The sequence below is a fragment of the Paenibacillus sp. GSMTC-2017 genome (assembly GCF_016019935.1).
Classification (GTDB): domain Bacteria; phylum Bacillota; class Bacilli; order Paenibacillales; family Paenibacillaceae; genus Pristimantibacillus.
Genome location: NZ_JAECMT010000001.1, coordinates 373,051 through 397,707 on the forward strand (window position 1 = coordinate 373,051; position 24,657 = coordinate 397,707).

The window sequence follows — 24,657 nt, forward strand, 5'->3', positions numbered from 1 at the left end:
CCTTATCACTATATGTGTGATTGGTGAATTGCATGATCGATTAATAAACGATTACATCCTCTTTGGCGTTGGTAATCCGAGTATGGTGAGTACTTCATGAAGTGTTTCTTTGCTGCGATGAGAGAGCCATACACGAAGTGATTTTTTACCCTCTTCTGCTTTTAAAATTGGGCATACCGCATAGAAATGGTTAAACGTAGCGGCGAGCTCATGCGCATACGTACAAAGCACATTTGGTGACAACTCGCGTTCAGCGTTTTGCAGTGTTTCTGGCCAATAAGCAAGCAGACGGAGTAACGCACGCTCTTGCTTTTCCAAATCATCAAACGATGGAAGCTCGATACCTACATTCGCAATGTTTACCTTCTCTAGTAGACTCGACGTACGTGCATACGTATACAGCAAGTAAATTCCCGTATTTCCTGTCGTTTCTGTCGCCTGCTGTAAATCAAATACAACTTCCGTCTGTAAATGATATTTCAGCAAATAATACCGGATAGCAGCAGCTGCAATCGTTCGGCTAGACAAGCCTATTTTACGGGAACGTCTCTCGTCTACAACTTTTTCCATCACACTTAGCATTTCTGATACTTTGACACCAATTCCTTGTCTGCCGGACATTGCATATGCTCGCTTTCCATCTGATGTATCGATACCAAGTCCCTTTGCAGTTTCAGGACTTAACGATACGACACCATAACTTACATGATGTAAATGCTGTGCCTGTGCCTCAAAACCTAACGCTATTAACGCTTCTTTTACCATCGCCTGAGGATATTGCTGCCTTTGATCGATAACATTGATAACGGTATCTGCAAGCCCAATTGATCTTTTCTTTCCTCCTCCGTTAGTCGTCCATAACCCATCACTAAACTTTTTGTAACGGAAGTCTTTATCCAGTAACCCAAATTTCCACAAATGATATGCGATGTCTTTAGCCGTATACGTGAGTACTCCATTGGAGCGGACCAACACTTTATCCTCTTGATGCCCATCCGAATCGGAATCATTAGCAACCTCTTCTGCTAGTACCCCCGAGACCTCGTCACTTTTGCCAGCATCTGCTTTTAGTACCCAGCAACCAGCAAGCTTGCCCGTTTGTTCCTGTCGGAAAACAGATGTCTGTTCAAGCTTCTCAAACGTTTCGGACCAAAATCCTTCTCTAACAATATCGCTTTCCCACACCAATACGTCGTACGAAATGCCGAATTGATTCATTTCATCTACATGCTCTTTCACGATACGTTCAGCAACTAGCAGCCCAAGCCAAGCCATTGCATTATTGCCTTCCTCTAACTGGTGAAGAATATTTGTACGTTGTTGTGTCAATTCTGGCGCTGACTTGTATGCTTTATTCACAGCACTATACGTCTCCCAGCAGAAGTCGCCGAATCGCTCAAAACTTCCTTCTGTTGTAGAGCGCAACAAGCCGACAACAGTATCAGCCAATTGATTGCCTAAATCGTCGATATAATTATGAACTTCGACCTTATGACCTTGATGACGAAGCAATCTAGCTAGCGTATCACCAATACACGAATTACGAAGATGACCGATATGCGCTGATTTATTAGGATTAATGGACGTATGTTCAATTAACGTTTTTTTAGCAGTTGCTGGTTTGCTACCCCCACCTTGTCTACTCAACCCTTCAGCCCAGCCACTCCAATTCAAATGAAAATTGATGAACCCAGGAGGAGCAATCTCAATGAGATCGACTATTTTATTTAGCTCGTCATCCTCTTTAAGCTTTTCTTGATAATATCGTGCTATATCTAGAGGTGAGCGTCTCAACAACTTTGCAAGTTGCATAGCCACATTACTGCTATACTCACCATGATCCTCATTTGATGGTTTCTCTACTGAAACTTTTATTGGTCGATCCGTAACGATCCCTTCTTTTTGCAATAATTGTTCGGTCGTTTGCTCAAGCTTCTGCTTCAATAGTTGACTAATCATTTCGTTTCTCCCCCTCATAGGTTAAAAAAGTATACAAAAAAGCTCCCGTCTCTAAAACATAGAGACGAGAGCTATACTCCCGTGGTGCCACTCCAATTAGTCGATTCCTTATGTGGAATCAACCTCTCGATTGTTGTAACGGTCATTGACCGGATTACCCTACTGGTGAATACATCATTCGTTCGGGAAATCATCTCCCGGGCCCGCTTCATCCAAAACATCCGTACCGGCTTCCACTATCCCGGCTCGCTGTAACTATCCTTTTTGGACTACTATCCCGTTCATCGACTTTTCGATTTAATATTCTGAAAATTAGGTTATTTATATTTATAATGTAAAGATAGTTTCTTGTCAAGTTGGGTTGAATTGTTGGTATGGATCCTTCAAGTGATTGTTAACACTCTATATTGCTTCTACTATTCTTTTCAATACTTTTAGGTAAGAGGTACATCGTCACTACCGCACTTAAAAAATCCAATACCCCAATTACTATGAAATTAATCGGTAGCTCGTACTTAATGGTTAAAACAATCGCAACGATACAAACGAATATTCTACCAAACACAGTTGATTTAGCAAAATGGACATTATTATCTAAACCGGACCGAACGTAGTAGAAACCAATACATAATAGGATCATACCAAAAAATTGAATCCAAACAGTTGAATCATCATTAAATTGCAAAATTGGCTGTACAACTTTAGGAGTAAAAAGAAGCGAAGCTCCTAAAATAATAATATAGAGCCCATAATAAAACATTAACTTTGAAACTTTATACATGATGATCACCACCAATTCAATTAATAGAGTAAACTATTACAAATGACTATTAACTTTTAGAAGTAATGTTAAACGTAATTTTTCAAAAGTCAATATTTTGAAACTTAGAAAAAACCATACTAACCGAATAGTCCCTACCAAAAAAAATCTATCTGCCATAGATATTTTATGATTGTGTCAGCCTCAACAAAATAAAAAAAGGGTCACCCCGTTAATGTCTTAACAGGGTGACCCTTTAGATAATTATTTCATACTTCCGGTTACTTATTTACAACCCGTTCCATCCGAACAAGATCACCGAAATTATTAAATTTAGCAACGATTGATTCTTTTCCTTTGCTGCTGAATGTATAATCTCCCCACTCTTTATCTACCTTTACCTTATAAGAGGACAAATCTACACCAAACAATTTTTTTGCAGCAGTCTTCGCGAGCGCAACACCCTGTTTTTCTGTTAATTTCTTTTGTTTCTGATCCTCTTTCTTAGATGATACTGTAATTGAAATTAACTTTCCTGTTTTACCGTCAATGACAACTTGTGATTCGCCGAAGAGCCATTTATTTTCTCCGGTTCGCTCAAGGGCATTATATTTTTTGCGATCAACGTCTTTAACTTCTATTTTCCTCTGCAATATCCATATTTCTTCTTTCTCTGTAGTCGCCCCGATATTGTTGCGCTCAATATGTGTAAACGGTTGAGACTTGTTATTTCCCATGCTCTTTAGTGCTTGCTCAGCCGTACTAACGATATTGCGATCAACGTCTGTCTCTTTAAATTTCAAGCGATAGTTGTTCAGCTTGCTCGTATTTACGTCAAGTGCAATAAATTGTTCGTCTTTCGTATAAAAACTGATAGATTGTTTCTTATTCGATTTGAGGTTCGATACAAATAGCTCCGCTCTTGTGAAAGCGAGTCCCGATTTAGCGTTTAGTTGCTTAGCTGAAGATTGAGCTGCCTTTATGTATTTGTCGTAACCTCCCTTTACCTCTGAAATATCGAAACCAAGAAAGAGCGTAAGCAGTTCTCCTGAAATGGCATCAACAGATACAATAGCACTGCGGTCTTTATTTTCAATCAACCAGCGAGTACTGTTGTTTTTCTCATCTACAAAGTATTCACTCTTAATCACATTCTCCAACTTAAAAGATTTTCCGTTACCGTATTGAACTACTGCTTTTTCCGCTGCTTCTTTAAAAGTCGCGTCCAATTCCGAATATTGAACGACTTCCGTGCCATTATCGCTTCCGTTGCCTCCACTAGGAGATGTTGCTATTACAGGAGTTGCTGCCAATAAGCTTAATGCTAATGTAAGTGCAAGTATTCGGTTCATTTTCATATATAACGGCCTCCACTACCTTATTTATATTCCCTACTCTTGTTCTCTCTCTAAAAAAGCTGTTCTATCTTCCAAAACTCTCCTCTAGCGTTAACAGTACCTCTAATCGATGTTGCTCCTTTTTTCGAAAACGTATATTCATTCATCTGTATGCTCATGTCATAGTCTTGCAGATTAATAGCAAACAGTTGCTCGATGATTGAACTAACCTTTGCAATCGCTTGTTCTTTCGTATAGAGCCCTTTAGCGTACAGTTTCTTTGCTGCACTTTCATCTCCAGGGTAATCATCCTTGAAGCTTTGCTCTACGAGCACAAGGTTATTCGTCCGTACATCAACTTGAGCTAACAAGCTGCCTTCGCGATAAATTTCCCATACATGTCTGTTTGGCATCCAACGCTGCTTCATATCGGTTGCTGTTAATGATTTTCCATTCGATAAGTGTTCGTAAGCTTCTTCTGCGATTGTTTTTACCTTCTCATCTAAAGCTCCAGCTGCATAGCTAATCAGTGCTTCCTTTACCTTGCCAGTTGCTGCATCAACGACGATGTTGAGCCCCTCATTATGGATAATCCACTGGTTACGCATGTCTGATTTTTCTCTTACCACTTCCATGGCCACAAAAGATTGTTCCGGATTCATCGCCCTTAACGTGTCTTCTACCGACTTCCGCAGCTCACTTTCTAATTCATGATAAGGAATGCTCCGCTGAACACTAATTGGCTCTGTTGTTGCCTTATCCATAATAACCAAACTGCCACTGTTGTCCTTCGTATACAGCAACCACCGATTCCCGTAATCTGCGACACCGTACATTTCTGCCTGTTTGTTCGGCATTAATTCACGCATCGCCCGCTCCGCTTCGTCCACAACAGTACGCTCTACTTGTTCTACCGTCATCTCATAAATCGGTTCATAATCCACCTGCGGAAGTGACTCTGTTGAAGACACTAGCGAAATACTCCAATTGACAGGTATTATCTTCGTCCAGCTGTTCAAATTCAAGCTTAGACTGCGAGGCAGCGAAGTTTGATCCGCAAAGAAAAACATCGTCCGATTATAATCATTCCCTTGCTCATCTTCCTCCCGCGCTGTTACTGATTCTACCATTATTAGTTTTCCTTGCTCGTCCACAATTGACCATTGCATATCAAGTGTATCCGATCCAAGCTGCTGATCGAGCTCAAGTATCCATCCTTTTCCTTCAAAAGCAGTTTGACCATTGTTTAGTAACTCACTCTGCTCTTCGCTCTTCGTCCGCGCTTTAAGTGTTACCTTCTTCCCATTCACCTCCTTTACAAGAGGTTCTTTTTTCAATAGCTCAGGAAGAACCGGCAATACAATTCCCGAAGACACTTGCTCTTGCGAATAAATCGCAGTAAGTGATAGTGTCAACTCTTCTGTATCCTCAAATGGAACGAAAGAATGTCTATATTTCATATGTCCAAGTGTTCCATATCCTCCTTGATCAATGGTGTTCACACTTTCTGATATCAAATCTTTGCGATTTAATCCATCATGTACAGCAACTATATTACCCCCTCTGTCTTTCACCTCATATCGAAACATTGGCGCGCTCTTCATCGCACTTCTCCAAGCTTGTGTCTCATGGACTTGCAGCATAATTTCCGAGGTGCTTGTTCCATGACGAAGCTGATTAAAATCTATACTGAAACCTAGCGGAGATTCGTAGCGCTTATTAATAGATACAACGGCAGTAGCAGCTTTCGCTTTTGTCAAATCGAGCGGCACTTCCAACTGCCATTTGCCATATGTACTGCCAATTTGATTAATATCAAATCGAACAATAATTTGATCTGGCAACTCTGACAAAGACGAGTGCGATCGCCCAGGAATAAAATCTTGAAGCGTTAGCGTCAATATTCGATCACTGCCCGTTTGGGTATGCTGCAATTTTAAAGGAAGAACGTTGCCTTCTTTATCGACAACTTCATATCTATTCACATACGGATCATCATCAGGTCCATTTGGAATAAATGTGTCGAACAAACGATCAGAATCTATCGATTTCCCATCCCTTTCTATACCATATAAAAGTGATACTCGCAGTTCATCGTGAATCGCTTCTTTCACTTTGAAGGTAATTCCTTGGTCGGATACTTCTTTGTTAATAGGCACAGCAAATCCGTCGCTAACAGCTTTTTTTATGCCATCATCTGTTTTATATAAGGTGAACCAAGACTTCACGTACTCTGCAAATGTTGGTGAAGCTGCAGCTCCTAATGAAACGACCAAAACAACCCCTGCTACCGTAATTGCCGCACCTTTAGCAACTTTCTTGGTGATGCTCGTTCGCCCGATCTCCCGCTTCGCTTGTTGAATACCCATTTTACTGCGCTCATGTAGTTCCTTAGGAATGGCTAATTTCTCTATTTCCTTCCTAATAGGATCGTGAACTGTCATAAGGTTTCACCTCTCTTTAAACTTTGTCGCAGCTTGCCTAGCCCTCGATACAATATTGTTTTTGTTGATCCTAAGGGCAACTCCAGCATGTCTGCAATCGCTTGAATCGTATATCCTTCATAATATTTCAGCGTAATAACACTTTTTTCGTTCGTATCGAGATCATCAAGCAATTGCTGCAACGTTACCGAAAGAGGAATATCTTCCTCACAGGTATTGGCATTCTCGTGCTCTTTATAGTCAGTTGGAAACAAAATAATTTTCTGCCTCTGCTTACATATATAAATGGCACGATTAATTGCAATTTTGAATAGCCACGTTTTAATATATTGCGGTTCCCGTAAGCTGCCAATCGACTTGAATGATTGATATGCTGTATCTTGCACGATATCAAGCGCATCTTCCTTATTCTTCACATACATGTAGGCGATACGGTAGATTGATTCCTCATACTGTTGAAAAAGTTCAAGGAATGCCTTATCATTGCCCTTTTGTGCCTTTTTAACGAGCTTATGTATATCCATGTTGCATCGTTCGCTCCTTTCCCTCTTATTTAGTTAGATAACGATAGACAAGTTTTAGCTTTAATTTCCACAATATTTTTTGTAAATTTATTTTAAGAGGTGATCCAATTCAGCTCGCATTTGAAACGTATGCGACAAATACCCCCACCTTGTCCGTAAGATGGGGGTAATTATTAGAATTAACTGATTTCAATCTTTTATCTCTATTAACTTAATTAAAAAATCTCCTTGTTCAATTCGAATCTGATTTTTTTCTTGATGATAATTCCATCCATTATTTATTGCGTATTGAATTAAGGTTGAGCATGTTCTTGGAAGATTGAGATTAAAAAACCAAGATCCTTGCCATGAAAACCGTACTTCGAAAAAGGATGTTTTAGTATTATGAGGATACACCTTAAAAGTAACACACTCATTTTTAAAATATTCATCAATGACACAATGAAAAAGAAAATCGTTAACTTTTATCTTCTTAGATCGTTTACTAAATGTTTTCAATTATTATTCACCTCATAGACTTATCAGTGCTGAACTTTAGATAGTAATGTTAATTGCAATTTCTCAAAATCAATACTTCGAAACGAAGAAACAACTATACTAACCGGATAGTCTCTACCAAAAAATTGATCTGTTCTTTCGAAAAATGATCGTTTCCCCTGCTCATTCGCCCAAATCCCGAATTTAGTCACTCCATTGTCTGAATAAAAGTCAACTTTATAAATACTGTTTAATAGGATTACTTTGTGGCCAAATAACCATCTATATTCCAGATGTTCGTCAGTAATTAACAAATAATGCTTTTTGGTAAATGTTATTGCAAGCCAAACGAATCCAAATAAAAGCGCAAAAACAAGAAATACAATGTTTAAAATAAATTTCTCTTTATCATCAGTTGGTATCATTATGAAACCTAAAAACATTGTTATTATTACACCATACAAAATGTGTAGTGATAGCTTTAGCTTGGGTTTTTGATATAGTGGTAAGCAATATAATCCATTATTATCTGTTACTAAATCGTCCACATTAATTTCTCCTTACACTTTCCATCTAGATGAACTTAATCATTAATGCCCTAAATTTACTCAACTTAAGAACAACTTAAAAAGGATTGCGAAGCATATTTAATCCCAAATTGCACAAGAAGACTACAATTACAATAAAAATAATAAACACAGCTATACCCGCTATCATTTTCTTCTTCGTTCTAACAACTTCTTTTTTATCAACTTCATCATCGTACCAATCCCGCTTATTGTTATTACTCATATGCACACACTCCTATGAGAAAGTTTAATATGCATTCAGCTAGGTACACTGCATCTCACAATTCACCCGATCAAAGCGTAGTGCTTTAAGATCATCCTCATGGATCCAAAAATAAATTCGGCCAACGTCTCCCCACATGATTCCTGTCTTATCTTCCTCTGAATCGATCTGAAGTAGCAATCGCCACTTCAACGCTGAGTTCACGATCTGGTTACGCACTTTAGAATCCTGCATATCTTCCCTTGTATGTTCACCATAAGCTTTTACACAACTAACCTGCATATCTCCTTGAATTTGATCTGGATGTCCCATTAGCCGATTAATATAACTTTCACTATCCCAATGCTTCCTGTATTCATGCAAGAATACATTCCAATACTTTTCATAATCGACAATGTTGCCATTCCATCCAAGATTCTGACTTTCCAAATAGGCAGATTCCGAAGTCGGTACAGACAACCCTGGAATAAATGAAATCTTATTAGACTTCATCTTAACACACTCTAAATCAGGTGTTTCTCTGCGTATTAATCGGTCAAGTTGATCAACTTCCGTATAAACAACGTGACATGTATCAGGGTCACCAAAAAATTCTATATCCTCGAACATCGGTTTTACGGCATAAAAAAAGGATAGTAGACCGCCACATGGAAGATCTAACTCAAATGGACATTCATCCAAATTAATTTGAGCAATAAAAGTCATATCATATTTTTTCCATATGGGCCAGTTCACATTTTCGAGAAGATCAGGATTACCCCCAACCTTGCTGCTACCAACTGGTATATAAGTATCAAGAACAGGCTCAAGAATCAGTTGTGCTGTAGGGTAAATCCATGTGGCGATTGATTGTTTATATTTTTCAAGTCCTGCCTTCTCAAGCAATTGAAGGATTAATTCATTACTAATCATAACTAGCTCCTTTAAAGGTTATTTAGTATATGTTTTCGTAATTTCGTTAGAATAATTTTTCCAATCAAAATAGAAAGGACCTATGTCGATTTTTTTATTTTCACTTTCTAATCTAAAATCTTGCCATATGACAATATCTTCTTCTCTATCAATACTTACTGATATAAACCCACACTCCTCATCACCACACCAAGGACATACTAAAATAGGGTATCTGTAATACAAGTATTCATGTCGCTGCTTAAGCAATAAATAATCAATCATTAACTTTTGATGTTCATTAGTACCCCAACCTAAAGCGGGAACCATTTCATATTTGCTTAACCTTTTATATAACGAATCACCATCAATAATGAAATCAGCAAATTGTGTATTTTTGTTTCCATCTTGATTTGGATCAAGATCCTCATATCTGCTTGAGAGTCTAGTTTCTATGTGATTAATTGTTTTCATGTTACCTCCTAAATACAGATATGAACCGAACGATATTACTAAATTAATGATTAAGTATAAATTGTTTAATGCCATTAAAACATTTTGACGTTACCATATTTTCATTTATCTCTTCTATCGTTTTGATAAGTTCCTTAGCTTTTGTAATAAGATCATATTCAAAGTCTGCCCATAGAACTCTTTCGTTGATAATGTATTCTTTTTTTACATTTACAAACGGATCTCTATTCGTTTGAATATACGAGACTTCGTGATGTTCAATCCTTAGCTCGCTAATGACAAGCTCATTTCCTTCTTTTACGAACTCAAGCCAAGTCCATGGATTTTCAATATACTTCATCGCAACATAATTGTTTTGTTGAAGTTTGTAGTACACCTCAAAAAGAATTTCAAAGTGAGTTAATATTAACTCTGAGAAACCATGCTTCGACTCTAATCTCAATTCAGGAGGAGGATAAGACACAGATAGATTAATGTACGTTTCCTGTACATCAATTGGCTGACAGACATCTCTTTCAGAATGATACATCCCTTTTCTACCATATTTTTATACAAACTTTACCCATGAATACTAAAGTCATAATCTTCTATTTTCAAAAGTTTTGAAGTTATCTTATCTCTTTCATATGCACATGGAGCAGGATCATTGATAAACGCTAATATCGAATCATCTATATTCAACATTACACCAACCGAAATCACTTGAGTATTATTAGCGTCTTCTTCTTCATGCCCACTAAAAAAGACCCAGCCTAAATCATCTTCATTATTTGGATTAAATCGAAGCAAGAAATTAAACTCATTTCTCGATAGTACGTCATTACTAACAACGACTTTATTATCAAAATAATAATCCATATCCGCTGACCAAGGATCATCTAGTTTAGTTGCACAAATATGTATTGCATTAAAATCAATTAAGTCCCCATATTGAAGAGAATTCAAATAATGAGGTTGATTTGCTAATTTCCCTACGAAATCAGAACCATTTCGAGAAATAATTTCAACCCACATTCTCTCACCATTGTATTCACTCTCAAGTTCTTCTATGGACATGAAAATTAACTTAACTAAGTCACCTACAGTCAATTTTTCTATTACTTGATCACTCGGAAGATAAAATGTATATGGTGCCTCTTTATGAAGTTCTACAACGCTGTCTAGTTTCCATGTCATTATATTTTTGCACTCCTTAGTATGAACCTACTTACTTTCAATCTGAAACTTACTAATACTGTTGCAAATATCGAGCCGCTATTCATCACATACGTCACCAATGTTTTTCCATCGCATCTTCACAGCGATTAAAGCCATTTCTTAAGTAAAATTGTACACTTTCACTACTTGGCCATAGGATAAGAAACTCGACGTTATTTTCTTTTGATCACTCCCAGCTCATTTGAACAAGTTTTTCAACATCATTTAACGTTGCCAATCGAACGATATTAATATATGCCACCCCTTTGATAACTTCATCTACTTAAAATATAATTCCCTGAGTAAATAGAAAAAATAGAAGTGTTTTATGTTACCCATCCACTCCTATATATATCGTTATTCGTATTCAATCCATATTTAAAAAGTAATCAAAACCACTAATTAACTGGATAACATACTTTGTTTCACCTGTAGCTTGGTTAATCTGATCATCCGCTGAGTTAAGCAAGTAACTAGAAATTCGACTACTACTGAGATTTTGATTTTGATAATAAAATCCTTTGGCATCTTCAACTTTCCGCCTGTCATCCTCAAAATATATCTCCAATTCTACTCCACGATTCTCACTTTTAGGATATGGGAATAGCTCAATATTTTTATAGTAAGCTAAAATTTCATCCTTTGTGAGTGTAGAGGTCATTTCCATGATCGCAACTACAACCCAATATCCCCCGCTTCCACCTAAACCACTAAAATTTTTGCCATTGAACTGATGTTTTGCAATAAGTGAGGTTTCTGCTGGGAGTGGATAATCAAATAAGTGTTCTGCAAATTGCTCAGATACCTTTTCTTTACTTATACTTGAATATAACATCATGCTAATGAGACTGATCGCTAAAATTGACCCAATCCATGTGAAAGTCTTCATCTAGTTCCTCCCTCAATCATTTCTTGGGTAATAGCAGGATTATCTTTTTTTCGACATTATGTAGCTTGTCTTTCGGACAAAACTGCTTTTATGATGAGAGGCAAGCTCCTGCCAATACATCTTCGTATATCCTTCTCTTCAAGAGATTGTAGTGAATCAGATTCTTCTTTCATTATGTCATCATAGACCCTACTTCCGAGCTGTTTTAAAATAATCCCCATATCTTCTATCCCAAAATGTTCATGGAGCAAGTTTTCATCTACGAGTTTAAGTAGTAATTTTTCTACTCTTGCTGTAGTCAAACATTCCTCTACAAACTTCATTACAAGGGATTGATTACTAGAATCTTTGGGCTCCTTCACTTTTTGAACTTCCTTAAACCGATCAGAAACCAATTTTACGAAGCATTGTCTATCAAAGGCATCTCTATAGTTAATATTTTTGACGACTATCCCTTCCCCATCTTTTGCTAGGGAGGAATGACCTACAAACGATTGAAGATGATCTACAGATTGAAATTCACCCTCATAAAACAAAGGAACGAGATTCAAGTTCAATCGTTTAGACTCATCTTTTACTTTGGAAAAATCAACATACACTGAGTCATTTTCGTTGTATAGGTCAAAAAGATAAAATTGGTTAGCATTTTCCCCATAATTAATTTTGTGTTTCACAAGCCATTCTCCAAAATAAACAACTCCGTCTACCAATGTACTGACATCAATCGTTTGTGTCCATTTATAAAATCCTCTTAGATCATTATCAGAACTTAATTGCATCGTACGAGAAAAAGCTTCAACAACATCACCACTACGCTTAAATGAAGCATTTGAACCATCAAGTTTTTCTTGAATTACGATCATATCACCTACGTTTAATACACCTTCTGTTGATCTATGACCGAGACGAATAACATCAGAGTACATTTTCATTTCACCCATATATGTTCATGCTCCTTCTTGTGAATGTGAGGAATGATAGATAATTATCAATTCTTATTCCAATCGTTCACTTTTAAAATTTCCTTCAACTAGTTTTACAGTAAATAATTCATCAAAACCTTCATCATAATGTGGTTTTTCAAGTCTGTTAATTGTACTCTTTATGCCAACTAGAGGGACGATATAACGCTCATCCCGTAGCTCATTTCTAACGATTGATCCGTCGTAATCAGGTTCGAAATAGTAACCAATTACTTTATATCCTTTACCTTTAACGGCATCAATATATTTTTTGCGATCCAGTTTGGTTGGATTCGTATTGTCAACAACAAATGATTGTTTAGCATGAATGGAAGCCTCAACATAGGTCTTTTCTCTGTATCTTGTTTTGAGCATATCTAGATTTATTCTCATGTGTGTGTTGAAAAAGTGTTCCTTATAAAAGGTTGACTTTCCTGAAGCTTGTATGCCTATGAAAATAACACAATCCAATTCATTCACCTTCATTTAACTTAACATATTGATTAATGAATTCTCTGTTTTGAGAAAAAATTGGAATGTCCATATCTACATCCCAATTACTTCTTTGTGTCTCACCTTTAAAGTAAGCTTGTTTTGTAATACAAGCTCCACGTTTTTGCCATGGGGGCAGGTCGTTCCAATTAATCCTCTTTTCTAAAAAGAGTTTATTCTGAAGCTTCTTACCGCTTAGACCCTGTAATCCACCATGAGGAAAATGCGCTTGTGCAACCATCGAAATGCTGTTTTTAGTAGCATCTTGTTGTCGCCACAAAAAGTAATTTGCTACCTCATCATGTGGTAGCACCCATGCTCTGCTATCGAATGTTGCTAGAGATGCAGATAATATTATCCATCTCCTATAAAGACGTAATACATATAATTTTTATCACATTATATAATAATGTCAATGTTAACCAAAAGAAAACCGCCTTTGAAAAAGCGGTCAAATCAACGATTCAAAAAGATCAATTCCTAATATTCGATTAATCGAAGCTAGTTCTTTACTCAAATCAACATCGAAGCGAATTAAAGTTGAATAATACTTCTTAGCTTCAGTGAGTATGGCTGTTGTTAGTTCGTTTTCGGGCAAGATTGTTGAGCTAACGATGTGATCTTCATCGTAGTCGAATTGTAATTTCATTTGGTTATTACCTAAAGTTTTCATTCGAAAATGCAATTGTCTATCATACGTAAAACCATGTCCTTCACCTGTACGCCAAGCTTCTCCCAAAGCTACCAATAATGAATACCATTGATTGGGATCATAACTAGTAAAATTAAGTAAGATTTCATCTTTATAGGTAATGATTATAGCCGTCTGAGAGTATTTACAGATTTGGTGTTTAAAAAAATTAATATTCTCTTCATTTTCCATTTCGTCTATATGGACAAAACAATCCGTAGCATTTCTCAAGTGAAAATTATCGTCATATACCTCATGTGGGAAATGCTCTACTACCCAAGAATGTTTCTTTTTAAAGTAAGTATTTATTGTGATCATATTTGTTACGCTCCTGCTTCAACTTCTTACATGTACCCCTTCTCAATCGCAACCGCATAGTCTTCACGACCGTTAGACCTAGCCAATCTCGCAGCTTCTGTCCAATCGTAAGGAACTTGTACATGTGATATTGTCCATTTGCCTTCGGTACCTTCTAATAAGACGTAACGAGCGTGAGGAGAGCCAGCTTCCATCTTGTGTGGAATTGGAAGCTCATCTTCATATGCGGGAAGACCAACGCTTCCTGCATTTACAATTAGCTTTCCATTCGGAAGGTAGACACTTCTCCCGACATGGCTGTGACCACATAAGATAATTTGCTCAGAGATTTCCGCTAATTCTTGCTCAAGTTTTGCAGGGCTCTTGATGGTACTACCTGTTTCCATAACTTCTTCCAACAAATAACGATTGTTAACAGTGGGTGTACCATGACAAAAGAGTAAATCTTTATAACTCCATGAACGAAGAAATTTCCCAAGCCATTCTGTATACACAGGCGTAATCAAAGGTTTTACAAAATTAAATGTTAGTCCCCCGACTTCGTCCACTAGTAGAATTTCGTCGCAATTGCCCATGATGTGAATGATGTTGCGATTCATAAGAAGGTCAGCTGTCCCAAGTGGATCAAGTGGACCGTATAAAGCGTCCCCAAGCTGAACAATATGGTCAACATTTCGAAGAATGATATTGGCGAGTACTGCTTCAAGAGCAAATTTATTACCATGTATGTCTGAAATTACTGCTATTTTTTCCATCTTATACACGCCTCATCTCAAGTATTTAGTGCTTCATCCCCAAAATATATCGAAGTTTGTACGTTTTGATAGTATCATTTGCGTATTCAAAGTTTTCTTCTAATGAACCTGTTTCAATAATTTTTGATTCCTTAAAGCGATTTCTAAGATCATCTTCGCTAAAAAAATGTGCTATCTTGCCGCGCTTATATTCAAATGTATTGTACTCTACTTCTTTTCCTATCCCATAAGCAGCATCCTCGTCTGAGAAACAAGTAAAGTAATACACACCTTTCTGAGCTAACTGCTCCAAACACTTATTCACTAGCTTCGCTCTATCACTTTCAGTGAATAAATGTATAAGGCCATAACAAAAAATGGCATCGTATTTCTTATTTGTATCAGGTAAATCAAAAATAGATTGTTCAATAAAATTACTTTTGCTATCCCAAAGACGAGCTAGAGTAATCGCTTCAGATGATAATTCAATTGCATCTACTTGAAATGTATCTGAGAGCAATTTTGTATTTCTACCATAACCTGCTCCTGGAACAAGAACTGTCCTAACATCATTTTCCAAAAATATTTCCTTTGCAGCATACACAGTTTCGCTTGGTCGTTCTCCCCAGATGAGCCCTTCACTTATAAATCTATTATCCCAGTACTCCTTCATAGATTAACTTCGAATGCGCATTTAATATCCATAAGTTTTGGCGCTCCTGTCATCGTCATGTTCAAACTTATAATTAAATTTATCTAGTAATATACCATATTTTATATATTCAACCCAACTTCAAGGATACAAAAAAAGACCCCATAATGAGGTCTTCTTACGTAAAAAATATCGAACCAACAACAAATATTATAATAATTACAACTATTAAAATACCAATCCCTTTCCAACCTAAACCATCTGCTAAAGTACTAAGGCTTCCTGTTTCTGCCCTAGTAATGGCATCGTTTGCATTCCCAGTTGGATTTCCTCTCCATTCCTCTTGCCTCATTCTTTCTCTTGTACTTTCAGGAGTTTCTTTATTTTCATTCACATTTAAACCTCCTAAGAGATCTATTTACAATAGATTCTTCCCAAGCTCTAGATACGATACGAAACAAGACATCAACGAACTTATCTATGAAGAGAATTCGTGCTCTTCATGTTCACAGCAATCACAACCCGATTTGACCGTACTACTTCTTACGTCTATTTTTAAAAACGACAATCAAACCTCCAATACAAATTCCAACTAATGCCCAACTTGTCATAAACAATAAAGATTTCATGCTATTAACCCCTCTCTTGTTGTTATAATAATAATGTCACTTAACTTTCATCCGCCAAAAGATCCTTTAAAAAGTGCTTAATTAATTATAACCTCATACACAAGTACATTAGCTGATAACTGGGTCAATTTTAGTAACAATTATAGCAAATATCTAATATAACGAAGCACGTACAAACAATTAATGAAGTTAATAGAGCGAAAGCAGTCCACCCTCAGTTGAGGATGAACTGCTTTTTTCGTAAGCCGATATTTTTAAAAAATGAAATACAAATATACAATTGCATATATCTATTATGTTTTATATAGCACTATCGACAGTTAATCACGCTCATAGATAGAACCTGAACGACTCGCGAACAACTCCGTATACATTTTCTCTGCATAGGAATCTGTCATCCCAGCAATATAATCCGCGACAAGACGCTCCCAAGGCCATTCAGCCCTTTGGCGCTCATATCTTACAACCCAGTTATGTGGTAAAATCAGTCGACCTGTCTCATAATGACTAAGACTATCCCAAAGCCGTTGCAACATATTTTCGCTCCGCTTTTGCAGACGCTGAACTCGGAAGTCTTTAATTAGAGTTACCCAAGCTAACTTCTTCAAAATTTCCATCGTACGCAGAAGCTCGAAATCTTCTGCACCGTCTTTTACAAAGGTTACACGTTTCCATCCCGTTCTTGGATCATCGATAATGCCCACTTGATTCGCAAATTTGCTCACCCATCTAGCTTTCATCTCACGCCTAGTACGGGAACTTTCTCTGCCGTATTGATGGTAAATTGACTTCCATTCCCTATAATAGTTGTCCAAAATTCGTTTGACCATTACGTTCAAATCCGTCTGTTCCCAGTGTACGGCTTCCATGCTTGCAGGGTCATTTATAATTTCTTGAACGACCCCATCAACAAGACGGTCATCCTCAAAAAAGTCTTCTGTAAGCTGTATTTTGCCCGCGCGAATTCCATCTTCAATATCATGGGTAGAGTAGGCGATATCGTCACATAGATCCATCAATTGCGCTTCGAGTGTGCTACATCCTTTCGGCATACCCCATAAACCTCTTAAATAATCGATACCCTGCCATTCCATCGGATAAACACCCTTCATACGGCCGGGCTCTTCAAGACTAAATGGGTATTTATTAACTGCGAGCAATACAGCAGCACTCAAATTTAGCCCTCTATCACTACCTGCTCGCTTCTCTAGAAACATCAATATCCGGAAATTTTGAGCATTTCCTTCATAAGGCAAGCCATAACCCTTACGCAAAATCTCGTCAAGAACATGTTCACCTTTATGACCAAATGGAGGATGACCGAGGTCATGTGCCAAAGAAGCACATTCTACAACCTCAGGTACAATTTTTAATCCTGGGTGCTCGTTTGTCGCTAGAAATGGGTAGGTTTTGTTAAGCCTTCTCGCTACCTCTCGTGCAATTTGTGAAACTTCTAGTGAGTGTGTTAACCGTGTGCGATAATAATCGCCTGAACCTGCGCCGAACACTTGCGATTTACCTTGCAATCTGCGGAATGCAGGTGATTGAATGAGTCTAGCATAATCCTTTTCATATTCGTCTCTGTCTTCACTCGAATGTGTGTTGTCTGTACCATCAAGTCTAAGTTTACGAATGTTCATTAGTTTCACCTATTCCCATAATATTGCGCTAGATCATGCAGTAGTAGAAGGTGCGTATGACTTCAACCACTGTGAAAGCTTAAGTTCCATCTCAGAACGAAGCTTATCCTTTTCTTCCCCTAGAAGGAATGCCGCATTTACGCCATTCATCACAAGCTTGCAAATCTCTTCATCCGTAAAATGTAGATGCTTCTGCAGCATTTCGTATTCCTTCGTAATTGTCGTGTCTGACACCGTCAAGTTATCCGTATTAACTGTTACTAAGAAACCTTTGTCGAAATAGTCTCTAAGCGGGTAATCTTCCCAGCTATCTACTGCTTTCGTCTGTATATTACTAATTGGACATAGTTCGAGTGGAATGTGCTTGCTTTTAATCAATTCCATAACAGACGCATCTTCCCTCATCCGTACGCCATGTCCGATTCTTGTTGCACCAAGCTTGTTTACTGCAATCTCCACACTCGGAGCGCCTAAAGCCTCACCTGCATGAATGGTAATTGGTAGACCTAGCTCAACAGCTCTTGAAAAAATATGTTCAAATTGTTCAGGAGGGAAAGCAGCCTCTGCTCCAGCTAAGTCAACTGCAACAACACCTTTACCTAAGAAACGACCAGCTACTTCAATTGCTTCAGCGTTCATCTCTTCGGAATGTCCACGCAAACAAATAACAATAATGCGAGCTCGCACACCAAATGTCTCTTCCCCGCGTTGCAATCCATTTCGAACATGCTGAATAACTTCATCTAATGACAACCCATTGTTACGATGTAACTGTGGAGCGAAGCGAACTTCGATATACGTACAGTTTTGATCATTTGCTTGACTAACTAGCTCGTATGCAACTCGTTCAAGCGCAGTAGCTGTATGTAGGAACTCGCCTACAAAATGAAACTTGTCCAAATATTCGGCTAAACTCTTACATTCTCCTTTAACTTTCATGTATGGAGCCAGCTTTTCGGGCTCCCACACTGGTAATGTTGCACCACTTTCACGTGCTATATCAATTAATGTCTCCGGCTTCACACTTCCGTCTAAATGTAGATGAAGGTCAACCTTCGGCAAAGCTTGAATACGATTTGTATTGATTTCCATTTATTATCCATCTCCTAGTTCATGCTGTCCGCGCTTCTAAGTACGCTACGTTGCTTTGAGCAATCGCATTTTTTATTTTTATGGACTACTATATACCATATGAATCTTCAATGTAAACAACTTTAATATGCCCGCAATATGAATTGCGATTACAATGGAAGTACCTTCCTGAAAATTTTATCTATTTGCCAAGTTCATACATGCAAAAAGCGGGATAAAGGCATCATTTGCCCTTTCCCGCTTTTCACTAATTAATCATTTATTTACCTTCAACAACTTCGCCTGGCCATGCCAACATTCCACCAGTTACGTTAACAACATCAAAGCCTTGTAAGCTCAAAAAGTCACATACTTTGCCGCTTCTTCCGCCGCTTCTACAAATGAACACGACTTCTCCTTCGACATCATGAACTTCATGTGCACGAGCTTGAAATTCTGACAATGGAATGAAACGAGCTTGTTCGATATGACCATCTTCCCACTCGTCTTGCTCACGAACGTCAATCAAATTTAATTTAACACCTTGCTTAAGCTGATCGTGCAGCTCCGAGGCTGTCATTTCCCGATACATATGTCCAACACCTTTCAAAAAAATTATAGCTGATAGAAAGCATTGTAACGTGTTGCAAGATGAAAGTCTATGTTAACTCCATCATAACTTATTGTTTTTGTTTTTTGCAGCCAGCAATCGACTTACTGTCCTATCTGTAGGTGTTGAACTCTGAACTTCTGGCTTGGACTGAACATCATTCGCGCTCAATCTCTGATCCGCAGAGTTGTTCACATTTGAGGAAGTTGATAACAAATCACGTTCTTTGAACTTCCCGCTAGGTGGAATTGTTGCCACACTAGGTGGCGTTCCCATTTGTGACTTATCTCGCTGTTCGTTAGAAGAATCGTTACCATAAAAGCGGTTCCTCTCCTCCGCTCGTTTCTTCATTCTAGTTAATGCAGTTGTTGATTCAATATTTGGCGGAGCAATTCCCGTTTGACTACGTTGTAAACGACTAAATGGTGCTGTAATAACGGTAGAGATCCGATGCCACGGTAAAGACAGCCGCCTTAAAGCAATGTCCAAGAGCCAAAGGAGCAGAACAATGACTAATAGTTCCCGCGTCCAATCAAATGGAACTCGATTTTTCAAAGGCTCAAAGGAGTAACTTTTACCTGCATCTTCCCATCCAAGCTCTCTGCCATTTGTTGAAGAAGCTAGTCCTTTTAATAGTTCCGGACCTTCCTCATCCCCAATTCGGTACTCTGGGGAATATGGTATAACAAAACCTGCCGTCGTTCCACCATTTATACTAGTCGCATTATTCGCATCGTTAGGCATACCAATTTGAGCTAAATAAGCTCCAGGCTTTACAACATCTAGCTGAGCTTCATAACGCCCCGGTGCAACAGGCATTAACCGCTTCAGCGGACTTAAACTATCTTCATTTTGTAGACCAGCCCAAAGTCCAGCCCCATTACCTGTAGCATAATCTTCACCAGTAGACTCAACGATGAGCTTACCATCACCACCTTCTACTTCTGCTTTAATGCTATAGGGTGATCGATCGAACTCAGGGAATGTCCATTTCACCCATTCAGCAAATATTTTCGGAAATGATCCCCATTTAACCCAGTCTGGTGACCATTTGCCCGTCAAATCACTCGTCCACGCAATGGACCGCCCCGATCCATATGTCCACCTAGCTAGTAGTGGATCACCATCTGGTGACCATAGTGCTACTTCGGCCATTTCCTTTGGAGTAGTAGCAATATAAGCTTGTAAATTTGGTGCCCCATCCTTCCAGAGCGAGCGCCAATCTGCCCCATCACCAATCGATGGTGTGATCGTCCCATCAACGATATAAGTTCGTGACATTAATACGGTCTCTCGGCTGAAAATGGCAGGTAAAGTACTCTGATCTTTTGTAAAATAAAACCGCCCTTTAGCTGCTTTCGCCAAACTCTCCAGCAACATTACATCCGAGCCCTCACCTACTGCAACAGTAGATAATGTCATCATATTTTCATTCATGGCATCCGTAATGATATCATAACTGAGGTTCGTCGCTGACTGGCCATCCGTTAACAAAATCATATGTTTGCGCTGAGCTTCCAGATTAAGCAATCCCTGATATCCGGCTTCCAAAGCTGTATAAATTTCAGTTCCACCTTGTGGTTGAATACTTTGAATTTTTTTCAATACTTCATCTCTTTTAGTAAGCTTTGTCGGCTCTACAACCCACCAAGGTGCAGAATCAAAGGCAACAACACCAACAGTATCTACATCTCGCAGTAGCTCTACCGTTCTCATCGCTGCTTCCTTTGCAAGCTCCAGCTTACCGTCTGACATACTCCCGGATCGATCGATTACGAGAACGAGTCCAAGAGAAGGAATTTGTTTTTTTCCTTGAAGATCCATATAGACGGGAAGAGCACGTTCTATTGGTGTTTGAAAATATCCACCAAGTCCGAAGCTCTCTTCTCCTCCAACCATCATGAGGCCAACACCATAATCACCTACCGCTTTTGACAGCCACTCCATCGGCTTCTTAGCTATTCTCGTTGCAGAGACGTTATTAAGAATAATGCTGTCATAGGCTGCATATTCGGCAAGCTCTTGCGAAAGTTGTTCTGGTGCAATAGTCTGATGTGCGATGACTGAAGCAGTTAATGCTGCTTCTATATTTTCAGAAGAATCGGGTACACCTTCTACGATTAATACAGCTGGAGGGCCACTAACCCGACTGAATGCATAAGCTGAATTATTAGCTGTTTGTCCATCCCCGTTTGCAAAAATTTCTGCACGAAATCGATGAAAACCCGATTCAAGTGCAACAGATTGAAGTGCAAATCTGTTTTCACCTTTTTCCAGTTGAACCTTTGACGTAGAGAGTTGCTTATTATCTTCGAATAATTGGAGCTCAGCTTCTCCTGTAAATGTGCTTTGAATTGTTAGTTCAAAGTTAAATGTTTCACCTTGCTTCAAAGTTAAAGGAACAAGAAGTTCATCAATTGCTGTATCCTGTTCAAGCTTCGTAGCCAAATTCACAACATCTACGGAAATTCCAGCATCTTGTAACAGTCTTGCTTGTCTACGCGCATCACCTGCATTTTCTGCCCCATCGGATAGAAGTACTATGCGGCCTCCACCTTGCTCACGAAGCATAGCGCTACTCAGCTGAAGCCCTTTTGATAGATCAGTAAATGAATCGTTTAATGATGTTCTGAACGTATACTGCTCATTGCTGGCAAGTGACTCTTTCGTCAGTGGACGATCTACTACTGCATGAAGGCCAGTAGATACAATGGCTCCATAATCATCTTCTGACTTCTTCTCCCAAGCTTCAGCAATCCATTGCCCTACTCTTTCTTGCCCCTTCATACTTGCCGAACGATCAGCGAGAAACACAATATTACGTTGCTCTACTGTACGATAAGGATAAAGCTGCGCTGCAATAGCGATTAATAAAAAGGTTATTAACGCTCGAGTTGCAATAACTGCCCATTTCCTAGTGCCATTCAAACGAGGTGTTCGTTTAATCATCCACCAAATATAAAGAGCCCATGGAAGTAAAAGAAGCAATACCCATGGTACTTCAGCTTGAATGCCCACGACGATACACCCCCCATTCAACTGACATAATAATGAGAATGAGAAGAGCTGCCCAAAGTTGTAAGGAATGATGAACGAGAGGTTTAGAAGATTTATTTGAACCTACATCTTCGGTTGTTATATTTCCATTATCAGTGGTCGAAGCAACTGAACTTAAACGCAATTGATCGTCCGAATCTAGTGCTGGCATTAACTCTACCGCATTCGCTGTTACAGAAAGATATCGACTAGAAAGTTGCTGTTTGTTCGCATCTCTTTCGATCAAGCGGTACAATCCAGGGATGGGCGGTACTTCATACAAATGATCACTATTTTGTTCCAGTTGTTTATTCGTAGAAAGAAGATCATTTTCTTGTGATATCCCTGATCCTAACCATTCCACTTCTTCCCATTCCGCTGTAGCCGTCTCTGCTAATAATGGGATATCAATCCACTCTCCAGCTGTTGCTGTACCTAGTTGTTGCAAAGTGCTGCCATTCATCCATTCAGCCGCTTGAACAATTAGAACAGGGAACTCTGGTCTAAGCGGTAAATCCGTTTCCTGCAACTTAAATGTGAAGCGAAGCCGTGGATTTCCCCCAATCGTTCCGGCAAAGATTGCTGGTACTTCACCGTAAGTAATGACTGCCTCCCCCCAGCTAGTCGCTTCTATTCCCGGAAGATGAAATCTTCCTATATGTGTATCTTGAAACGAGATGTATGAGGTAACAGGATGATCTTTAATTTCAATGTTAGAATGTGCTGGAACGGCCGAAGTCGTCGCCCCTTCCTCCGGATGATCGATGATCCATAGTGGCTTAGCTTCAAGCAACTTAGTCCATTCCTTATCTGCCCATAAAGAATGGTTTACTCCATCTAACAAAATCCAATCGATATTTCCACCCCTCGGCGGAGCGCTTTCTGGGCTCATTTTTACAGGCTGTATTCCTGCAAGTATAAGAGCTTTCTCTAAAAACATATTGCCGTCTGTTACGAGCAATACTTTTCGAGCCCGCTCTACAGTTGGAAACTGATAAGCAACATTATCTGTTTGGATGCCATCTGAAGTAGGGAGCAACTGCGCTTTATAAAAATCAGCATAGGGTAATCCTGATGCTTGTACACTTTGCCACTCGCCTGGAGCAGCTTTTACACTTAGCTCAGCTACCTTATTACTGCCCTTTTCACCCTCATTTGCATAAATTTCAACCGAATAATTTTGTTCTTTATTACCATCATTACGAATCGTTACAATTGCTTGGTTTAGATCAGCATTTGCCCGATCAGATTTAATACCAAAACTTAAAATCGCTCCGTTATTAGTACTTTCATCCTTGCCAAGTTTGACCATCTCAATTGGGCGATGCAATGTCAGTGCATTTGCTTCTTTCACATCGACCCACTTGCCATCTGTGAACAAGACAGTAGTACCGTTCTTCGCATCACTATGATGAAGGGAGTCAGCTAATGACAGTGCAGCCGTATTATCGGCGTATCCGTAGTGAGGACTAAGCGCTTCAAGCTCCCTTTTCAAAAGAGTATGATCCTTAACTCTAGAAGCAATGGTCTCTGGCAACGCACCTGTAGTGATAATAGAAATAGGTCTATTCTTTGGCTGCTCTTCAATCCAGCTAATGGCAGATCGAATGGCAAGTTGAAAATTCGTTTCATCCTTATTCGCATCACCATCTTGGGCAGAAATCTGGGAAATAGCTGTCATACTGGCTGAACGATCTACAACAAGTACGGCATGCCCAATTGAAGTCACATTTTTCGAAATGACAGGCTCCATCAACGCTATAACGATAATGAGTGCAGCAAGTAATTGCAGCAAAAGAAGCAAGCGGCTGCGCAGCTTTTGCCAGGGTCGATTAGCTTCTTGCTCTTTAAGTAGCTTTCGCCAAAGCATATGGCTTGCGACTTCCGTATTTTGATACGTTTTTTTCAAGATGTACATAAGTGCAATAGCCGGTAGCGCTACAGCGAACCAAGCGGATGCTATAGATAGAAACTGCACCCAACCCCCTCCTTCCTGCTTAATACGATGCTATTTCGCCAGTAACTTCCTGTAAATTATTTACTCATATCATTTATTTCCAATTATTCAATCGCTGTGA

At 38.8% G+C, this 24,657-nt stretch carries 23 protein-coding genes, 1 pseudogene and 1 other annotated feature; all 24 genes and pseudogenes read right to left on the reverse strand.

The window, feature by feature from the left end; translation table 11 throughout:
- Window positions 1-51: 51 nt before the first annotated feature.
- The 24 genes and pseudogenes from I6N90_RS01655 to I6N90_RS01770 all read right to left on the reverse strand — a co-directional run bounded on the left by I6N90_RS01655 (window position 52) and on the right by I6N90_RS01770 (window position 24,557).
- Window positions 52-1,959: an arginine--tRNA ligase gene (locus I6N90_RS01655; RefSeq protein ID WP_197933778.1), complete on the reverse strand. Its 1,908-nt coding sequence runs from the start codon at window positions 1,957-1,959 to the stop codon at window positions 52-54.
- A gap of 57 nt (window positions 1,960-2,016) precedes the next feature.
- Window positions 2,017-2,253: a binding site (T-box leader), on the reverse strand.
- A 100-nt stretch (window positions 2,254-2,353) separates the two neighbouring features.
- Window positions 2,354-2,740 (reverse strand): hypothetical protein, encoded by a 387-nt coding sequence (locus I6N90_RS01660; RefSeq protein ID WP_197933779.1) that lies wholly within the window; start codon window positions 2,738-2,740, stop codon window positions 2,354-2,356.
- Window positions 2,741-3,000: 260 nt separating this feature from the next.
- Window positions 3,001-4,077 (reverse strand): hypothetical protein, encoded by a 1,077-nt coding sequence (locus I6N90_RS01665; RefSeq protein ID WP_197933780.1) that lies wholly within the window; start codon window positions 4,075-4,077, stop codon window positions 3,001-3,003.
- 50 nt (window positions 4,078-4,127) lie between these two features.
- Complete coding sequence (locus tag I6N90_RS01670; RefSeq protein ID WP_197933781.1) at window positions 4,128-6,500, reverse strand: DUF4179 domain-containing protein; 2,373 nt, start codon at window positions 6,498-6,500, stop codon at window positions 4,128-4,130.
- The gene (locus I6N90_RS01675; protein ID WP_197933782.1) at window positions 6,497-7,024 is read right to left on the reverse strand and encodes a sigma-70 family RNA polymerase sigma factor; all 528 of its coding nucleotides are present in this window, start codon (window positions 7,022-7,024) and stop codon (window positions 6,497-6,499) included. The genes I6N90_RS01670 and I6N90_RS01675 overlap by 4 nt, the downstream gene beginning before the upstream one ends.
- A gap of 521 nt (window positions 7,025-7,545) precedes the next feature.
- Window positions 7,546-8,049 carry a hypothetical protein gene (locus tag I6N90_RS01680; protein WP_197933783.1) on the reverse strand — a complete coding sequence of 168 codons (504 nt, stop codon included), beginning with the start codon at window positions 8,047-8,049 and terminating at the stop codon, window positions 7,546-7,548.
- Window positions 8,050-8,125: 76 nt separating this feature from the next.
- The gene (locus I6N90_RS01685) at window positions 8,126-8,293 is read right to left on the reverse strand and encodes a hypothetical protein (protein ID WP_197933784.1); all 168 of its coding nucleotides are present in this window, start codon (window positions 8,291-8,293) and stop codon (window positions 8,126-8,128) included.
- A 39-nt stretch (window positions 8,294-8,332) separates the two neighbouring features.
- On the reverse strand, window positions 8,333-9,205 hold the full coding sequence (locus I6N90_RS01690) for a YwqG family protein (protein WP_232242489.1): 873 nt from the start codon (window positions 9,203-9,205) through the stop codon (window positions 8,333-8,335).
- A gap of 18 nt (window positions 9,206-9,223) precedes the next feature.
- A complete protein-coding gene (locus tag I6N90_RS01695) occupies window positions 9,224-9,658 on the reverse strand; it encodes an oxidoreductase (protein ID WP_197933785.1) in 435 nt (144 codons plus the stop codon).
- 43 nt (window positions 9,659-9,701) lie between these two features.
- Window positions 9,702-10,187: a hypothetical protein gene (locus I6N90_RS01700; RefSeq protein ID WP_197933786.1), complete on the reverse strand. Its 486-nt coding sequence runs from the start codon at window positions 10,185-10,187 to the stop codon at window positions 9,702-9,704.
- A gap of 29 nt (window positions 10,188-10,216) precedes the next feature.
- Window positions 10,217-10,834, reverse strand: a complete 618-nt coding sequence (locus I6N90_RS01705) for an immunity protein Imm33 domain-containing protein (protein WP_197933787.1) — start codon at window positions 10,832-10,834, stop codon at window positions 10,217-10,219.
- 388 nt (window positions 10,835-11,222) lie between these two features.
- Window positions 11,223-11,744 (reverse strand): hypothetical protein, encoded by a 522-nt coding sequence (locus tag I6N90_RS01710; protein ID WP_197933788.1) that lies wholly within the window; start codon window positions 11,742-11,744, stop codon window positions 11,223-11,225.
- Between the two features lie 56 nt (window positions 11,745-11,800).
- Window positions 11,801-12,685, reverse strand: coding sequence for an RNA ligase family protein (locus tag I6N90_RS01715; RefSeq protein ID WP_197933789.1), 885 nt, complete (start codon window positions 12,683-12,685; stop codon window positions 11,801-11,803).
- A gap of 54 nt (window positions 12,686-12,739) precedes the next feature.
- Window positions 12,740-13,177 (reverse strand): AAA family ATPase, encoded by a 438-nt coding sequence (locus tag I6N90_RS01720; RefSeq protein ID WP_197934756.1) that lies wholly within the window; start codon window positions 13,175-13,177, stop codon window positions 12,740-12,742.
- Window position 13,178: 1 nt separating this feature from the next.
- Window positions 13,179-13,538 (reverse strand): annotated as a pseudogene (locus I6N90_RS01725) (tRNA(His) guanylyltransferase Thg1 family protein); the annotation flags it as partial.
- A 111-nt stretch (window positions 13,539-13,649) separates the two neighbouring features.
- Window positions 13,650-14,207 (reverse strand): hypothetical protein, encoded by a 558-nt coding sequence (locus I6N90_RS01730; protein WP_197933790.1) that lies wholly within the window; start codon window positions 14,205-14,207, stop codon window positions 13,650-13,652.
- Between the two features lie 26 nt (window positions 14,208-14,233).
- The gene (locus tag I6N90_RS01735; RefSeq protein WP_197933791.1) at window positions 14,234-14,962 is read right to left on the reverse strand and encodes a metallophosphoesterase family protein; all 729 of its coding nucleotides are present in this window, start codon (window positions 14,960-14,962) and stop codon (window positions 14,234-14,236) included.
- Between the two features lie 25 nt (window positions 14,963-14,987).
- Window positions 14,988-15,614, reverse strand: coding sequence for a class I SAM-dependent methyltransferase (locus I6N90_RS01740; RefSeq protein WP_197933792.1), 627 nt, complete (start codon window positions 15,612-15,614; stop codon window positions 14,988-14,990).
- A 157-nt stretch (window positions 15,615-15,771) separates the two neighbouring features.
- Window positions 15,772-15,987, reverse strand: a complete 216-nt coding sequence (locus I6N90_RS01745) for a DUF6366 family protein (RefSeq protein ID WP_197933793.1) — start codon at window positions 15,985-15,987, stop codon at window positions 15,772-15,774.
- A 555-nt stretch (window positions 15,988-16,542) separates the two neighbouring features.
- Complete coding sequence (locus I6N90_RS01750; protein ID WP_197933794.1) at window positions 16,543-17,862, reverse strand: deoxyguanosinetriphosphate triphosphohydrolase family protein; 1,320 nt, start codon at window positions 17,860-17,862, stop codon at window positions 16,543-16,545.
- 33 nt (window positions 17,863-17,895) lie between these two features.
- Window positions 17,896-18,954 (reverse strand): adenosine deaminase, encoded by a 1,059-nt coding sequence (gene add, locus I6N90_RS01755; protein ID WP_197933795.1) that lies wholly within the window; start codon window positions 18,952-18,954, stop codon window positions 17,896-17,898.
- A gap of 259 nt (window positions 18,955-19,213) precedes the next feature.
- The gene (locus I6N90_RS01760) at window positions 19,214-19,525 is read right to left on the reverse strand and encodes a rhodanese-like domain-containing protein (protein ID WP_197933796.1); all 312 of its coding nucleotides are present in this window, start codon (window positions 19,523-19,525) and stop codon (window positions 19,214-19,216) included.
- 81 nt (window positions 19,526-19,606) lie between these two features.
- On the reverse strand, window positions 19,607-22,561 hold the full coding sequence (locus tag I6N90_RS25205; protein WP_197933797.1) for a VWA domain-containing protein: 2,955 nt from the start codon (window positions 22,559-22,561) through the stop codon (window positions 19,607-19,609).
- Window positions 22,545-24,557 (reverse strand): vWA domain-containing protein, encoded by a 2,013-nt coding sequence (locus I6N90_RS01770; protein ID WP_197933798.1) that lies wholly within the window; start codon window positions 24,555-24,557, stop codon window positions 22,545-22,547. Before I6N90_RS01770 ends, I6N90_RS25205 begins: the two co-directional genes overlap by 17 nt.
- Window positions 24,558-24,657 lie beyond the last annotated feature (100 nt).

Excerpts from the sequence above, each read along its gene's own strand:
- I6N90_RS01655 (WP_197933778.1), bottom strand. The coding sequence starts at position 1,959 with ATGATTAGTCAACTATTGAAGCAGAAGCTTGAGCAAACGACCGAACAA.
- I6N90_RS01660 (WP_197933779.1), bottom strand. The coding sequence starts at position 2,740 with ATGTATAAAGTTTCAAAGTTAATGTTTTATTATGGGCTCTATATTATT.
- I6N90_RS01665 (WP_197933780.1), bottom strand. The coding sequence starts at position 4,077 with ATGAAAATGAACCGAATACTTGCACTTACATTAGCATTAAGCTTATTG.
- I6N90_RS01670 (WP_197933781.1), bottom strand. The coding sequence starts at position 6,500 with ATGACAGTTCACGATCCTATTAGGAAGGAAATAGAGAAATTAGCCATT.
- I6N90_RS01675 (WP_197933782.1), bottom strand. The coding sequence starts at position 7,024 with ATGGATATACATAAGCTCGTTAAAAAGGCACAAAAGGGCAATGATAAG.
- I6N90_RS01685 (WP_197933784.1), bottom strand. The coding sequence starts at position 8,293 with ATGAGTAATAACAATAAGCGGGATTGGTACGATGATGAAGTTGATAAA.
- I6N90_RS01690 (WP_232242489.1), bottom strand. The coding sequence starts at position 9,205 with ATGATTAGTAATGAATTAATCCTTCAATTGCTTGAGAAGGCAGGACTT.
- I6N90_RS01695 (WP_197933785.1), bottom strand. The coding sequence starts at position 9,658 with ATGAAAACAATTAATCACATAGAAACTAGACTCTCAAGCAGATATGAG.
- I6N90_RS01700 (WP_197933786.1), bottom strand. The coding sequence starts at position 10,187 with ATGTATCATTCTGAAAGAGATGTCTGTCAGCCAATTGATGTACAGGAA.
- I6N90_RS01705 (WP_197933787.1), bottom strand. The coding sequence starts at position 10,834 with ATGACATGGAAACTAGACAGCGTTGTAGAACTTCATAAAGAGGCACCA.
- I6N90_RS01710 (WP_197933788.1), bottom strand. The coding sequence starts at position 11,744 with ATGAAGACTTTCACATGGATTGGGTCAATTTTAGCGATCAGTCTCATT.
- I6N90_RS01715 (WP_197933789.1), bottom strand. The coding sequence starts at position 12,685 with ATGGGTGAAATGAAAATGTACTCTGATGTTATTCGTCTCGGTCATAGA.
- I6N90_RS01730 (WP_197933790.1), bottom strand. The coding sequence starts at position 14,207 with ATGATCACAATAAATACTTACTTTAAAAAGAAACATTCTTGGGTAGTA.
- I6N90_RS01735 (WP_197933791.1), bottom strand. The coding sequence starts at position 14,962 with ATGGAAAAAATAGCAGTAATTTCAGACATACATGGTAATAAATTTGCT.
- I6N90_RS01740 (WP_197933792.1), bottom strand. The coding sequence starts at position 15,614 with ATGAAGGAGTACTGGGATAATAGATTTATAAGTGAAGGGCTCATCTGG.
- I6N90_RS01750 (WP_197933794.1), bottom strand. The coding sequence starts at position 17,862 with ATGAACATTCGTAAACTTAGACTTGATGGTACAGACAACACACATTCG.
- add (WP_197933795.1), bottom strand. The coding sequence starts at position 18,954 with ATGGAAATCAATACAAATCGTATTCAAGCTTTGCCGAAGGTTGACCTT.
- I6N90_RS01760 (WP_197933796.1), bottom strand. The coding sequence starts at position 19,525 with ATGTATCGGGAAATGACAGCCTCGGAGCTGCACGATCAGCTTAAGCAA.